Below are 13,313 nucleotides of genomic sequence, written 5' to 3'. Positions count from 1 at the left end.
AATGATCGCAGTGCTCGACGCACCGTCCAACCTGGGGCTCCGTCCGCCGCGCGAGGGGCACGAGCCCGGCGTGCGGCGGCTGGCCCGCGCGCTGCGCGCCCACGGCGTCGTCGGCCGCCTGCGGGCCGAGGACGCGGGCCGGGTGGACCCGCCGCCCTACGTGTTCGGCCCGGACCACGAGACCGGCTACCTGAACGGCCCCGGCCTCGTCGACTACACCGAGCGGCTCGCGGCCTGCGTCGGCGAGGTGCTGGACCGCGGCGACTTCCCGGTCGTGCTCGGCGGCGACTGCGGCATCCTGCTCGGCCCGATGCTCGCGCTGCGCCGCCGCGGCGTGTACGGGCTGGCGCACCTGGACGGGCACGACGACTACTCGCCGCGGCGCGACCCCGCGGCCGCCGCGGGCCGGCTGGTCGCCGGCGGGACGGCGCTCGGCCTCGTCACCGGGCACGGCCCCGCCGCCCTCACCGACGCCGGGGGGCTGCGCCCCTACGTGGAGGAGGAGCACGTCGCGCACATCGGCGTCCAGCGGGAACCGGAGGACTTCGAGCTGTTCGACCTGGACGCCTTCGAGGCCTCGCGCGTGCGGCGCTTCCCGATCGAGTACATCCGCGAGCACGGCGCGGACGCGGCCGCCGAGGGGGCCCGGGCGCATCTGGAGGCCGCCCCGATCGAGGGGTACTGGATCCACCTGGACGCCGACATCCTCGACAAGAGCGTCATGCCGGCCGTCGACTCCCCCAACCCGGACGGCCTGTCGTTCGAGGAGCTGACCTCCGTCCTGCGGACGCTGGCGGCGAGCCCGCGCGCGGTCGGCCTGCACGTGGCCATCTACGACCCGGAACGGGACCCGGACGGCATGGCCGGCGCGGCCCTCACCGACACGCTCGTCGCCGCGCTCTCCTAGGCCGGGTCGCCGCCGGGCTCAAGGGGCCGTCAGGCGTTCGTATTCGTAGAGGACGCTCGCGAACTCGCCTGTCGGCAGCTCGCAGGTGTGTCCTGGCAGCCAGAGATGCTCCAGGCGGACGGTCTGGACGTCCATGCGGATGTGGCAGGCGTTCCCCGTGTGCTCCCAGCCGGGACGTGCCGCGCGGACGACCTCCAGATGGTGGCGGTGGCTCTGCACGTCGTGGAGCAGGAACGCCGTGAGGACGTGCCGTGGTCCGTGCACCGAGGGCGTGAACGCGCTCGCACTGGACGCGGCGGCCGCCAGGTCGACACCGGAATCGGCGAGTTCGGGGAAGAACACCCGGACGCGCCGGACGACGCCGCCGATCTCGATGGGCTGGCAGGGCAGCCGCAGGACGGCATCCGGATCGACATAGCCGTGCACCGGCACCCCCGCCACCGTGCCCGCCCACGCCCCGGGGATCCCGTCGAGGAAGCGGGCCCGGGTCAGGGCGTTTCCCAGTTCGCCCATGACGCGTTCCACCTCGACGCCCTTCGGCATGAAGGTCTTGGTGCCGCCGCGGAGGCGCTTGCCCGCCTCGTCCAGGACGGCGAGGTCGGCCCAGCAGGCGCCGGAGCCGGTCTCCATGACGCCGTGCGGGAGGCAGGCGTCGGGGTGCGGGGTCAGCCCGGCCAGATCCTCCAGCACGGCGCGCGGGGTCTGGACGAGGCCCCATCCCTGCGTCCGCCGGGACACCGACCCGAGGGCGAGGGACGCCGCCATCGGCTCGCCGTTGCCCTGCCCGCCGAGTTCGCGCTCCAGGCTGCGGCGGCTCTTGAGGGCGCCGACCTGGTGGAGGTACTCGTCCAGGCACCGTCGCAGGACGGCCGGGTCGAGGTCGCAGGACGCCCATCCGGCGACGTCGCGCACGTGCACGGTCGTGCCGTCGAAGTCGAGGCGGTGGTAGCGGTACTGCTCCTGCCAGGGCCGGACCGCGCCGTCGCTCAGCCGTCCCTGGGCGCGCGCTATCGCGGAGACGTCCTCGCCCAGGTCGTTGATGAGAAAGTCGCGCAGCGGGGCGTGCAGGGGGTCGGTTTCTACCGCCACCCGCACCCCATCGCTGCGGAACCGCACCGGAAGCGACATCGCCATTCGGGTGATTATGCCGATAAGCGAAGATCATCACCGGTATGGCTGAATGTTCGTTCCGATCGGGTCGTCCCGGCCCTCTACTCGTCCGCCAGGTACGGGGGCGCGGGCTCGTACTGGATGTAGCGGCGAACCTCGCGCGCGTGGTCCCGGCCGTGGATGCGTCCGACCAGCCAGAGGGCCATGTCGATCCCGGCCGACACGCCTTGGCTCGTGACGAGGTCGCCGTCGACGACGTAGCGCGCGTCCCGGACGACGGTCACGTCCCCGCGGGCCTCCAGAGCGTCCTCGGAAGCCCAGTGGGTCGCGACCCTGCGTCCCTTGGCCGGACCTGCGGCGTGCAGCAGGAAAGCCCCGGTGCACACGCTCGTCACCCAATCGGCCCGTTCGGCGACCTTCGCTATCCAGCCGGTGACGGACGGGTTGTTCACCTGCGTCTCCCTGGCGCCGCGCCCGCCGGGAACCAGGAGGACGTCCAGCGCGGGGTGGTCGTCCAAGGTGTGGTCTGGCACGACCCTCATGCCCTTGTTGCAGCGGACGGGCTCCGTCCGTTCGGCGACCAGCACCGCTTTGTCACCCTGGTCGCGCACCATGGCCGATGCCGTGAACACCTCCCACGGGCCCACGAAGTCCAGTTCCTCGGCGTCCTCGAACACCAGCAGCCCATACGTGGTCATGCGTACTCCCTCGTTCCTCTGAACCGAACCCGGTAGTCCGACGGCGCGACGCCGACATGCCGGTGGAACGCCCGGCGCAGCGTCTCGACCGGCTCGTCCCCCTCCGCCAGCGCCCGCCGGGCCGCCTCGATCCGCACGCGCTCCACATACGCGGCGGGCGGGACGCCCAGCTCGGCGGTGAACCGGCGTTGTAGGTGCCGCGTGCTGAGACCGGAACGTTCGGCCAGGCCGGCGATGGTGTCAGGTCCAGGATCTGGAAGCCGTCATAGATCACGAAGGCGACGCGCATGGCTCCAGGCTGGCACCGGGGTCCCCATGGCGTCCACGACGGGCACCCCACACATCACGCCACCCGCTCGCACCCTTCGTCGCTCGCCCGGCTCTCGCCGCGCTGGACCGGGACGCCGCCGGAAGTCCGGACGCGGGTGAACCCCGTCCCGATGACGAGGTCGACGACGCCGGGGGCCGTCCCGGCGCGCGGCGCGACCCGGGCGCCGGGCAGGAGGGCCGCGAGCGCCCTCGCCTGCGCCTCCGCGCCCGTCCCGTAGCGGACGCCGGTGGCCCGCGGACGGGAAGGGAGGTCGCCGACCCCGGCGACCTGCCAGCCGGCGTCCCCGAGCTGCGCCGCCACCTGCGCGGCGCGGCCCTCGACCCCGGACGCGTTGAACACCCGCACCTTCCCGGGCCGGACGGCCGGGGCCTTCGCCGGAGCCGGCGCCACCACGTCCTTGCGGAGCGCGTCGAAGAACTCGTCCGCGGCGGGCCGGGTGAGCGCCACGCGGTTGCGATCCAGCGGGTACGGCGCGGACGGCACGGTGACGAAGCGCAGCTTCCCCGCGTCGAGGTCGCGCATGCCCTGGGCGATCTTCAGCATCTCCGCGACGGACAGCCCCCTGTCGGTCGTCAGCGACTCGGCCGTCGACCTGAGCAGCGCGTTCAGGCGGCCCGGATCGGTGAGGACGCCCGCGCTCATCGCCTCCTTGGCGAGCGCGCCGAAGAAGTGCTGCTGCCGCCGGATGCGCTCGGTGTCGCTGCCGTCTCCGAAGCCCTTGCGGCTGCGGACGTAGGCCAGGGCGTCCTCGCCCTTCAACCGGTGACTGCCCTTGGCGAGGGTGAGCCCGGAGTCCTTGTCGTGGACGTCGGCCGTCACGCACACGGGCACCCCGCCGACCGCCGTCGCGATCCGCTTGAAGCCCGTGAAGTCCACCTGGACGAAATGGTCGATGCGGATTTTCGTGAGCCGCTCGACGGTGTGGACCGTGCAGGTGGGGCCCGCGCGGCCGATCGCCTCGTTCAGCAGGGCGACCGCGCTGCCCGGCGCCTTCGTCCCGTCCCGGCGGGTGCACGCCGGGATGGACACCATCAGGTCGCGGGGGAAACTGACGGCGATCGCCTGGCCGCCGCCCGGCGACAGGTGCAGCAGCACCATCGTGTCGGACGCGGGCGGCTTGCCCCGCAGGCCCCGCCCGTACTGGGCGTTGGCGCCCTCGCGCGTGTCCGACCCCAGCACGAAGATGTTGATCGCGCCGTTGAGTTTCCTGGGCCGGTCTCCCCCGATCAACCGGTCCGCGTCCTCATGCTGGACGGCGTTCTGCAGCCGCCAGTAGTACCCGTACGCGGACAGGCCGCCCGTCACCATCACCGCGGCCGCAGCGACGGCGATCCAAGCAAGCAGCTTCATGAAGCCCTCCCGCCATGTATCGCCGCTCCCCCGCCTTCGAGTTCACGCTCGCGGGAATTAATGGTTGACATACCGCTCGGGGTTATGGCTAAATGTTCCGCATGAAGCTTTGATACTTCTCCGGTTGAGCCGCCCCCGGCGTTGCCGCGGGCCCGCTCCCGTCTCTCTCCATCGCGCCCCTCTTCCGCATGGCACGCGTGTGTCCTGCGGTGACGCGGCGCGCCCTGCCACACCTTCTCGCGGCCTTTCACGGCCGAATTCAGACGTGCCCGGAGGTGATTCCTTCATGCGTGCCATGAACCAGGAAATGAACAGCGACCCCTTCGCCAGATCCCGGAAGAAGGGCAGGCGGAAGAACTCCGACTTCAGGTCGGCGAATTTCGCGAACAACCGCCGCAACGCCCGGCAGATGCCGACCCGGCAGCTCAACCGGGGCCGCTGACCGGCGTCCCCCGGCCCCGGCCCCGCTGCACCGCGGCGGCCGGGGCCTGCGGCGCCCCCGGGGCGGGCAGGGCCTCCCCGGCCGGGAACTCCGCCCACACCACCGTCCGGACGCCGTCCGCGCGGAATCCCCACCGCGACGCGAGCGCCTCGACGATCCGCATCCCGCGTCCCGACTCGGCGCCCTCCCCCGCCTGCTCGTCGCAGGCGTCCCCGCCTTTCACGTGGGGGCGCCCGCCGGCCGCGCCCTCGTCGGCGACCTCAAGCCTGTACGCGCCGTGCCCGGCCAGGACGGCGACCCTCACCAGCCCGCCCTCCAGCCCGGACGCCGTGTGCGCGATCGCGTTCGCGACCGTCTCGCTCACCACCAGCACCATGTCGTCCAGGGCGGGATGACCGGCCGCCGCGTTCCGGACGAAGCCCCGCGCGCACCCGACCGACCGCCGCACGCCCGGCAACGTGATCTCGCCGATCACCACACGGTCCCGCGTCCCGACCACAGCACCGCCCCCCGTCCCGGCCGCCCTCACGTCCGGAAGGCTGCCCGTCACCCTCGAAGTACGGATCGCGGCCCTTGTCCTGTTCACGGCGCCTCTACCGGTGCCGCACGCGGTGCGAGCATCTCACGTCACGTCACTTAGAGTGACGGTGTGGACGGTTCCGGGAATCCACTGTGACGATGGGGAAGCGGCGTCAAGCCCGACTCTGGGGCACGCCGCTGCTCTTCTCGGTGCGGGGACGCGCGACGCTCATCACCGTCGCGGTGTCCGCGCTGATCCTGGTGCTGGCGCTGGTCCTGATGCTGCTGCTGGCGCGGGACTGGGCGGAGAACAGGGTCGGCCGCCAGACGGAGCGGACCGCCGAACGGATCGCGTTCGACCTCTCCAGGGGCCGGAACCCCGGCGTCATCGACGTCCGCCCGAACGAGGCGCAGTTGGTGCAGGTGGTCACCCCACGGGGAAGGGTCGTGGCCGCCAGCGACGCGATCCGCGGACGTCGCGCGCTCGCGACCGCCGACCTGGCGAGGGGCGAACTGCTAATCGACCAGCGGGTCTGCCCCCGTTTCCCCAGGGGGTGCGTGTGGGCGTTCGGCCTCCGCATCCGCACGTCCCCGTGGGGCCCGGACGTCATGGTCATCGCCGCGGCGCCGCTGCCCGGCCTGCTGAACGTGTGGCTGCTGCCCGTCGCCCTCTTCGGCCTGCTGGTCGCCCTGCTCAGCCTGATCGCGTGGTGGACGTGGCACACGATCGGGCAGGCGTTCGTCCCGGTCGACATCATCCGCTCCGAGATGGCCGACCTGGACGCCCGGGGCCTGGACCACCGGGTGCCCGTCCCGCGGGCCGCCGGGGGGATCCAGAGCCTCGCCGAGACGGTCAACGCCACCCTGGACCGGCTGGAGGAGGCGGTGAACCGGGAGCGCCGCTTCGTCTCCGACGCCTCCCACGACCTGCGCAACCCGATCGCGGGCCTCCAGACGCGGCTGGAGGTCGCCCTCGGCGAGCCGGACGACGCCGACTGGAAGCCGGCGGTCCGCGCCGCGCTCCGCGACACGCGGCGCCTGAACGACATCGTCGCCGACCTGCTGGAGCTGTCCCGGCTCGACGCCCGCACCCCGAAGCCCGTGGAGCCGGTCGACCTCGCCGGCCTCGTCCGCCGGGAGGTCGGCCTGCGGGCCGGCGACGTGCCGATCAGGACGCGGCTGGAGCCCGGCGTGGTCGTGCGCGCCAACCCGGTGCGGCTGAGCCGGGTGCTCGGCAACCTGCTGGGCAACGCCGAGCGGCACGCCGAGTCGCGCATCGAGGTGACCGTGGCGCGCGAGGGCGGCGACGCGGTCGTGGAGGTCCTCGACGACGGCTCCGGGATTCCCGAGGAGGCCCGCGAACGCGTCTTCGAGCGCTTCGCCCGCCTCAGCGAGTCGCGCGCCCGGGACCCCCAGGGCACCGGTCTCGGGCTGCCCATCGCCCGCGAGATCGCCGAGATCTACGGCGGTTCCCTGCGCATCGCCGACTCCCGCAGGGGCGCCCGGTTCGTCCTGCGCCTCCCGCTGGTCACGGGCGGCGAACCGCCTCGATGACGCTGGACAGCCCGTCCTCGCCGTGACCGGCGTCGACGGCACGCCAGAACAGGTTCCGCAAGGCGGTCGGGCCCGCGACGTCGATCCCGGCTTCGCGGGCGGCCTCCACGACGTGGTCGGTGCCGACGGCCTGCATCCGCAGGGTGTTGTCCTCGCCCGGGTAGACGCCGGCCTCGATTTCTCCCGTGAGGTGCTTCACGAAGCCCATCGGCCCGTCGCCGGCCAGGTCGAGCAGCAGGGACGTGGCGAACGGGCGGAATTCCCGGGCGGAGGCTCCCGCGGAGCCCAGCAAGGCCACGGCGTGCATGTAGGCGGTGAGGGTGGACCAGAAGAGGTAGAGCTGCGACTGGTAGTAGAGCATCGACAAGCCCGGGTCCTCACCGACGAAGGTGACGTCCCCCAGCTCGCCCAGGGCCTCGCGGTGGCGGTCCAGTACCTGCTCCGGACCGCTGTAGAAGACGTACGCCCCCGGCTGGCCGATCCCTGGCGGAGGCACCATGATGCCGCCGGTGACCAGGACGCCGCCCCGCTCGGACGCCCATTCGCTCGCACGGCGCAGTTCGCCGGGGCTGCCGGAGCTGAGGTTGACGATGACGCGTCCCTGGAGGTCCGCGCCGTCGAGCGAGTCGTACATCGCCTTGTAGTCGGTCTGGCTCACGACGACCAGCTCGGCGTCCGCGAGGGCGTCGGCGGCGGTGGGGGCGAGGGTCGCGCCGTCCTTCACCAAAGGGGCCGCCTTGGACGCCGTCCGGTTCCAGACCGTGGTCGGGCGGCCCTTCGCAAGGAACGTCTTGGCCATCGTCGCGCCCATGGGTCCGAGACCGATGACGGTCACTGGAGACTTCACGTGTCCTCCTGGGTGTGTGTTTCCTCCACCCTCGCCTTGGGCGCTACGGACGTGCTGCGGGTCTGTCCGTAGCGGCGACTACCCTGACGTCGTGCGTTTCGGGGTGCTGGGGCCGCTCGCGGTGTGGACGGACGGCGGGGCGCCCGTGCGCGTGCCCGAGGCGAAGGTCCGGACGCTGCTCGCCGTCCTGCTCACCCGGCCCGGAGAGCCCGTGTCCGTCGACCGGCTGATCGACGCGCTGTGGGGCGACCGGCCGCCCCGCAACCCGCTCGGAACGCTCCAGGCCCGGGTCTCGCAGCTCCGGAAGGCGCTGGAGGTGGGCGAGCCGGGGGGCCGGAGCCTCGTCGCCGCCCGCCCGCCCGGTTACGCCCTCGACGCCGCCCCGGAGGCGGTCGACGCCGCGCGGTTCGCGGCGGCGCTCGGCCGCGAGGCCGCCGACCCCCTCGCCCGCAGGCGGCTGCTCGGCGACGCGCTCGCGCTGTGGCGGGGCCCCGCCTTCGCCGACTTCGCCGACGCCGAGTTCGCCCGCGCCGCGATCATCGAGCTGGAGGAGGGGCGGCTCGTCGCGCTGGAGCGGCACGCGCGCGCCCGGCTGGACCTCGGCGAGCACGCGGCGGTGGCGGCCGAGCTGGCCGCGCCGGCGGCCCGCCATCCGCTCCGCGAGCCGCTCCACGCCCTCCACCTGCGCGCCCTCCACCTGGCCGGGCGGCAGGACGAGGCGTTCGCGGGCTACCACGCGCTGCGCGAGCGGCTCGCCGAGGAGCTCGGCGCCGACCCGGGCCCCGAGCTCGCGGAGCTCCACCGGTCGATGCTCGCGGAGGGCCCCGCCCCGCCGCCGCGGGCGGCTCCCCGGCTGCCCGCCGCGCTCGACGAGCTGATCGGCCGCGAGGACGCGGTCGAGCGGGGCCGGGCCCTGCTGGCCGGGCACCGGCTGGTGACGCTCACCGGGCCGGGCGGCGTCGGCAAGACCCGGCTGGCCGTGGAGATCGCGTCCCGGTCGATCGCCGACCACCCCGACGGGGTGTGGATGGTCGAGCTGACCGGGCCCGACGACGTGGCCGGGCAGGTCGCCCGCACGCTGGGGCTGCGTGAGGAGTCCGGCGGGGCCCCGTTCGCGGAGGCGCTGCGGGGGCGGCGGGCGCTGCTCGTCCTCGACAACTGCGAGCACGTGCTCGAACCCGTCGCCGAGCTGGCCGGGCGGCTGCTCGCCGACGCGCCGGGGCTGCGCGTCCTCGCGACGTCGGGGGAGCCCCTGGGGATCGCCGGTGAACGGCTGGAGGCCGTCCCGCCGCTCGACCTGCCCGGTCACGAGACCGCGCCGGACGCGCTGCGGGAGTCGAGCGCGGTCCGGCTGTTCGTCGCGCGGGCAGCCGCGGCCTCCCCCGGCTTCGCTCTCGACGACGGCACGGCACCGTGGGTCGCGGCGATCTGCCGGCGCCTGGACGGGGTGCCGCTCGCGCTGGAGCTGGCGGCGACCCGCGTCCGCGCGCTCGGAGCGCGGGAGCTGGCGGCGCGGCTGGACGACCGCTTCCGCGTGCTGGCGGGCGGCCGGCGCGGCGGCCCGACCCGGCAGCGGACGCTCCGCGCGGTGATCGACTGGAGCTGGGAGCTGCTCACCGGGCCCGAGCGGGTCGCGCTGCGGCGCCTCGCCGTCCACGCGGGCGGCTGCACGCTGGACGCGGCGGAGGCGGTCGGCGACACCGGCGTCGACGTGCTCGCCCGGCTGGTCGACCGCTCCCTCGTCGTCCGGACGGAGGAGGGCCGGTACCGGCTGCTGGAGTCGGTCGCCGCCTACGCGCTGGAACGCCTGCGGGAGGCGGGCGAGGAGGACGAGCTCCGCCGCCGCCACGTCCTCCACTACACCGGCCTGGCCGAACAGGCCGCGCAGCGGCTGCGCGGGCCCGAGCAGGGGCGCTGGCTGAAGCTGCTCGACGAGGAGGCCGCGAACCTGCGCGCCGCGCTGGGCGACGGGACGGGATTCCGGCTCGTGAACGCGCTCGCCTGGTACTGGTACCTGCGGGGCCGCTTCGGGGAGGCCCGCCGCGCGTTCGCCGGGGCCCTGTCCGCCGACCGGCAGGCGTCACCGGCCAGAACCGAGGCCGCGACGTGGCTGACCGCCTTCACCATGCTGGTCGGCGAAGGCGCCGATTCGGAAGAGCTTCGGCAGGCCGCGCTGGCCGAACACGACGACCCGTTCGCCAAGGCCAGGGCCGAGTGGCTTCTGAGCCACGTCCATTGGGCGTACGGAGATCTGACCGAGAACGAGCGACGCGTCGACCGCGCTCTGGCGGTGTTCCGGGAGCGGGACGACCGCTGGTTCACGGCCGCCGCGCTCGCGACACGGGCCAAGCTGGCCGTCGGGCATGGCGATCTGGGCTCCATGGAGAGGGACGCCGTGCGGAGCGCCGCGCTGTTCGCCGAGATCGGCGACCCGTGGGGGCGGCTGGAGGCGTCCGACGCGCTCGTCCGGCGCGCCGAGATCACCGGTGACTACGCCGAGGCCGCCCGGCTGCTCCGCGACGGGCTCCGGCTGGCCGAGGAGTCGCGGATGTGGCCGGAGGCCTCGTTCCGGCTGGCCGGCCTCGGCCGCGTCGCGCTCCTCACCGGCGCCCTCGACGAGGCCCGCGACCTGCACGAGCGCGCCCTGGACCTGGCGCGGCGGCACATGGCGCGGTCGGCCGAGGAGTTCGCCGAGGTCGGGCTCGGGCTCGTCGCGCGGGCCCGCGGCGACCTCGACGCCGCCGAGAGGCACCTGCGCGCCCGGCTCGACTGGCTGCGCGGCATCGGCGGGACGGCGGGCCTGGCGTTCGCGCACGTCCAGCTCGGCTTCGTCGCCGAGGAGCGCGGCGACGCCGACCGGGCGCTGGCCCTGCACACCGAGGGGCTCGCCGCCGCCCGCGCCGTCGGCGACCCGCGCGCGATCGCGCTCGCGCTGGAGGGGCTGGCCGGTGCCCGGTCCCTGGCGGGCGACCACGCGGCCGCGGCCGGGCTGCTCGCCGAGGCGGGCGGGCTCCGCGCGGCGGCGGGAGCCGCGCTGCCGCCCGGCGAGCGGCGCGACGTCGACCGGATCGCCGGGAGGATCCGGGACGCCTCCGGTGTTGTCGCCAAGACCGGTGGTCCGGCGTCACCGGGACGATCGGCACCGGCGGGCTGATCGGTTCGGGCCCGGGGGAAAGGGAGACATGAGCGAGGATCTCGGCTACGGATGGCAGGGCGAGCTGCTCGACCTGCCCGGCTACCTGAAGCGGGTCGGCCACGACGGCGGCCTGGCCCCCACGGCCGCGACGCTGCGGGCCCTGCACCGCGCGCACGTCACGTCCATCCCGTTCGAGAACCTGGAGATCATGCTCGGGCGGCCGGTCGACCTGTCGCTGGACGCCGTCCAGGCGAAGCTCGTCGAGAGTCCGCGCGGCGGCTACTGCTTCGAGCACAACCGGCTGTTCGCGGCGGTGCTGGAGAGGCTCGGGTACGAGGTCGCGGCGGTGGCGGGGCGGGTCACGATGGGGGCGGCGAAGGTCCTTCCGGCCACGCACGCGCTCCTGCACGTCCGCCCGCCGGACGCGTCGCGGGACGAGCCGGCATGGCTGTGCGACGTGGGGTTCGGCGCCGGTCCGCTGGAGCCGCTGCGGCTCGTGGACGGCGAGGAGGCCGTCCAGGACGGCTGGGGCTTCCGGCTCCGCCGAGGCCGCACCGTCACCGCCTGGACGCCGGAGACGGCGGAATGGGAGCTGCACCAGCGCGGCCTGGACGGCTGGGTCCGGCGCCACACGTTCGTGCTGAACGAGGTGTTCCGCATCGACTTCGAGGTGGGCAGCCACTACGTCTCGACGAGCCCGCGCTCCCCGTTCACGACCCGCCCCTTCGTGCAGAGGTTCTCGTCCGACTCCCTCCGCGTGCTGGACGGCACGAAGCTGACCACCACCCGTCCGGGCGGGAGCGTCGAGGCCCGCGCGCTCGCCCCCGAGGAGCTGCCGGCGACGCTGGCCGAGGACTTCGGGATCGTCCTGGAGAAGGAGGACGCGGATCGCCTCGTCGGTTTCGTCCGCGCCAGGAGCTAGCCCAGGTCGAGACGGGCCAGGGCCGCTCTCGTGGTGACGCCGAGCTTGGGATAGGCCTTGTAGAGGTGGTAGCCGACGGTCCGGGGGCTCAGGAACAGCTGCGCGCCGATCTCCCGGTTGCTGAGGCCCGTCGCCGCCAGCCGGGCGACCTGGAGTTCCTGCGGGGTGAGCCGGGCGGCGTGGTCGTCCGGGGAGGCCTGGTCGTCCCGACCGCCCGTGAGGCTCTCCCCGGCGGCGCGCAGTTCGGCCCGGGCGCGGTCGGCCCACGGCGCCGCGCCGAGCCGCGCGAACGCCTCCAGCGCCGCGTGCAGCCGGGCCCGGGCGTCGTTCCGGCGGCGTGACCTGCGGAGCCACTCTCCGTACAGCAGCTCGGTGCGCGCCTGCTCGAAGGGGGTGCCGCCCTCGCGGTGCAGGGCGAGGGCCTTGGAGTACAGCGGGTCTGGGTCGTCCGGGGTCAGGAGGGCCGCGCAGCGTGCCGCGATGGCCTGCACCCAGGGCTGCTGGGTCTGCGCGGCCCAATCGCCGTACCAGTCGGCGGCGTCCCGCGCGCGCTCAGGGGCACCGGCGCGGACGGCCGCCTCGACAAGGTCGGGCAGGGCGGCGATGGCGCCCTGCCGGGAGGGCCCGGCGACGACGTCGGCAAGACGTTCCAGAGCCGCGTCGTACCGGCCGAGCCCGAGGTCGAGCAGGCTGCGCGCGGCGGCGGCGTGCACGTTGCTCGGCGGGAGTCCGCGTGACAGCGCCTCTTCTGTCAGCTCCAGGCAGCGTTCCTCGTCCCCCTGGATCGCGGCGAGCTGCCCCAGGCCGGTGTCGAGGTAGACGCGGATGCGGTGCTGGCCCGTGTCGGCGGCGATCCGCACGCCCTCCGTCGCGCCGGTCAGCGCGTCGCGGTACCTGCCGAGCAGCAGGTCGGTCCGGGTCCGGAGCATCAGCACGGGCGCTAGCAGCCCGATCGCGCCCCGGTCGCGGAAGCGCCGCTCCAGCTCCGCCGCGACCTCGGCCGCGCCCCGCACGTCACCGACCATGAGATGCCACATGCCCGCGCGGATCCGCTCGCGCGGCGCGTAGCAGGCGCTCATCGCGTCCATCAGCTCGCGCAGCGCCGCCACGCCGTCGGCCGGATCCGCGTCCGCGAGCGGGTTCTGCCCGGCGAACACCCGGCTCAGCGCCCGCAGGTGCGGCGCGTTCGGGACGCCGAGGCGCGCGCCCTCGGCGGCGAAGCCGTCCATCGCGGCGAAGTCGCCCGCGTTGGCGGCCGCCACCGCGGCCTGGAAGTACAGGTAGCCGGACGTGCGGGGATCGACCCGCGCGACCGTCGCCGCCGTCTCGGCGAACAGGCGGTGGGCGTCCGCCGCCCGGTCCTGCTCGTCGGCGAGGGACGCCCGGATCAGCGTCAGCTCCGCCCGCGCCAGCGGGTCCGGCAGGTCGGGCTCCGCCCGCGCCGCCAGCTCGACGGCGCGCTCGGGCAGCCCCGCGTCGGCCGACGCCCGCGCCGCC

General features: G+C 74.5%; 12 protein-coding genes. 5 read left to right on the top strand and 7 right to left on the bottom strand.

What is annotated here, in order from left to right:
• Position 1 precedes the first annotated feature (1 nt).
• Complete coding sequence (locus ABWI04_RS21015; protein ID WP_353833489.1) at positions 2 to 907, top strand: arginase family protein; 906 nt, start codon at positions 2 to 4, stop codon at positions 905 to 907.
• Positions 908 to 925: 18 nt separating this feature from the next.
• Here ABWI04_RS21015 and ABWI04_RS21010 read toward each other — a convergent pair whose 3' ends face one another.
• From ABWI04_RS21010 to ABWI04_RS20995, 4 genes are all read right to left on the bottom strand, one after another.
• A complete protein-coding gene (locus ABWI04_RS21010; protein WP_353833488.1) occupies positions 926 to 2,041 on the bottom strand; it encodes a hypothetical protein in 1,116 nt (371 codons plus the stop codon).
• 77 nt (positions 2,042 to 2,118) lie between these two features.
• Complete coding sequence (locus tag ABWI04_RS21005; protein ID WP_353833487.1) at positions 2,119 to 2,715, bottom strand: DJ-1/PfpI family protein; 597 nt, start codon at positions 2,713 to 2,715, stop codon at positions 2,119 to 2,121.
• Entirely contained in the window at positions 2,712 to 2,942 is a 231-nt protein-coding gene (locus ABWI04_RS21000) for a helix-turn-helix domain-containing protein (protein WP_353833504.1), read from the bottom strand. Before ABWI04_RS21000 ends, ABWI04_RS21005 begins: the two co-directional genes overlap by 4 nt.
• Before the next feature lie 116 nt (positions 2,943 to 3,058).
• Positions 3,059 to 4,396 carry an LCP family protein gene (locus ABWI04_RS20995; protein ID WP_353833486.1) on the bottom strand — a complete coding sequence of 446 codons (1,338 nt, stop codon included), beginning with the start codon at positions 4,394 to 4,396 and terminating at the stop codon, positions 3,059 to 3,061.
• A 295-nt stretch (positions 4,397 to 4,691) separates the two neighbouring features.
• Between ABWI04_RS20995 and ABWI04_RS20990 the strand changes: the two genes are divergently transcribed.
• Positions 4,692 to 4,838 carry a hypothetical protein gene (locus ABWI04_RS20990; RefSeq protein ID WP_353833485.1) on the top strand — a complete coding sequence of 49 codons (147 nt, stop codon included), beginning with the start codon at positions 4,692 to 4,694 and terminating at the stop codon, positions 4,836 to 4,838.
• Here the strand turns inward: ABWI04_RS20990 and ABWI04_RS20985 are convergent.
• Entirely contained in the window at positions 4,822 to 5,313 is a 492-nt protein-coding gene (locus tag ABWI04_RS20985; RefSeq protein ID WP_353833484.1) for an ATP-binding protein, read from the bottom strand. The two genes, ABWI04_RS20990 and ABWI04_RS20985, sit on opposite strands and share 17 nt — an antisense overlap.
• 203 nt (positions 5,314 to 5,516) lie before the next feature.
• Between ABWI04_RS20985 and ABWI04_RS20980 the strand changes: the two genes are divergently transcribed.
• The gene (locus ABWI04_RS20980) at positions 5,517 to 6,911 is read left to right on the top strand and encodes a sensor histidine kinase (protein ID WP_353833483.1); all 1,395 of its coding nucleotides are present in this window, start codon (positions 5,517 to 5,519) and stop codon (positions 6,909 to 6,911) included.
• Here ABWI04_RS20980 and ABWI04_RS20975 read toward each other — a convergent pair.
• Positions 6,886 to 7,758, bottom strand: a complete 873-nt coding sequence (locus ABWI04_RS20975) for an NAD(P)-dependent oxidoreductase (protein WP_353833482.1) — start codon at positions 7,756 to 7,758, stop codon at positions 6,886 to 6,888. The genes ABWI04_RS20980 and ABWI04_RS20975 overlap by 26 nt on opposite strands.
• A 91-nt stretch (positions 7,759 to 7,849) precedes the next feature.
• Between ABWI04_RS20975 and ABWI04_RS20970 the strand changes: the two genes are divergently transcribed.
• Entirely contained in the window at positions 7,850 to 10,912 is a 3,063-nt protein-coding gene (locus ABWI04_RS20970; protein ID WP_353833481.1) for an AfsR/SARP family transcriptional regulator, read from the top strand.
• Positions 10,913 to 10,940: 28 nt separating this feature from the next.
• The gene (locus tag ABWI04_RS20965) at positions 10,941 to 11,816 is read left to right on the top strand and encodes an arylamine N-acetyltransferase family protein (protein WP_353833480.1); all 876 of its coding nucleotides are present in this window, start codon (positions 10,941 to 10,943) and stop codon (positions 11,814 to 11,816) included.
• Here ABWI04_RS20965 and ABWI04_RS20960 read toward each other — a convergent pair.
• The coding region (locus ABWI04_RS20960) for a LuxR C-terminal-related transcriptional regulator (RefSeq protein ID WP_353833479.1) at positions 11,813 to 13,313 on the bottom strand (1,501 nt) is incomplete at its 5' end. The two genes, ABWI04_RS20965 and ABWI04_RS20960, sit on opposite strands and share 4 nt — an antisense overlap.

The organism is Actinomadura sp. NPDC000929, from assembly GCF_040492065.1.
GTDB lineage: Bacteria > Actinomycetota > Actinomycetes > Streptosporangiales > Streptosporangiaceae > Spirillospora > Spirillospora verrucosospora.
This window is presented reverse-complemented; position numbering and strand designations above follow the sequence as displayed.

Bases quoted from the DNA above. Each gene is read 5' to 3' on its own strand.
- ABWI04_RS21015 (WP_353833489.1), top strand. From the start codon at position 2: ATGATCGCAGTGCTCGACGCACCGTCCAACCTGGGGCTCCGTCCGCCG.
- ABWI04_RS21010 (WP_353833488.1), bottom strand. From the start codon at position 2,041: ATGGCGATGTCGCTTCCGGTGCGGTTCCGCAGCGATGGGGTGCGGGTG.
- ABWI04_RS21005 (WP_353833487.1), bottom strand. From the start codon at position 2,715: ATGACCACGTATGGGCTGCTGGTGTTCGAGGACGCCGAGGAACTGGAC.
- ABWI04_RS20995 (WP_353833486.1), bottom strand. From the start codon at position 4,396: ATGAAGCTGCTTGCTTGGATCGCCGTCGCTGCGGCCGCGGTGATGGTG.
- ABWI04_RS20990 (WP_353833485.1), top strand. From the start codon at position 4,692: ATGAACCAGGAAATGAACAGCGACCCCTTCGCCAGATCCCGGAAGAAG.
- ABWI04_RS20980 (WP_353833483.1), top strand. From the start codon at position 5,517: ATGGGGAAGCGGCGTCAAGCCCGACTCTGGGGCACGCCGCTGCTCTTC.
- ABWI04_RS20965 (WP_353833480.1), top strand. From the start codon at position 10,941: ATGAGCGAGGATCTCGGCTACGGATGGCAGGGCGAGCTGCTCGACCTG.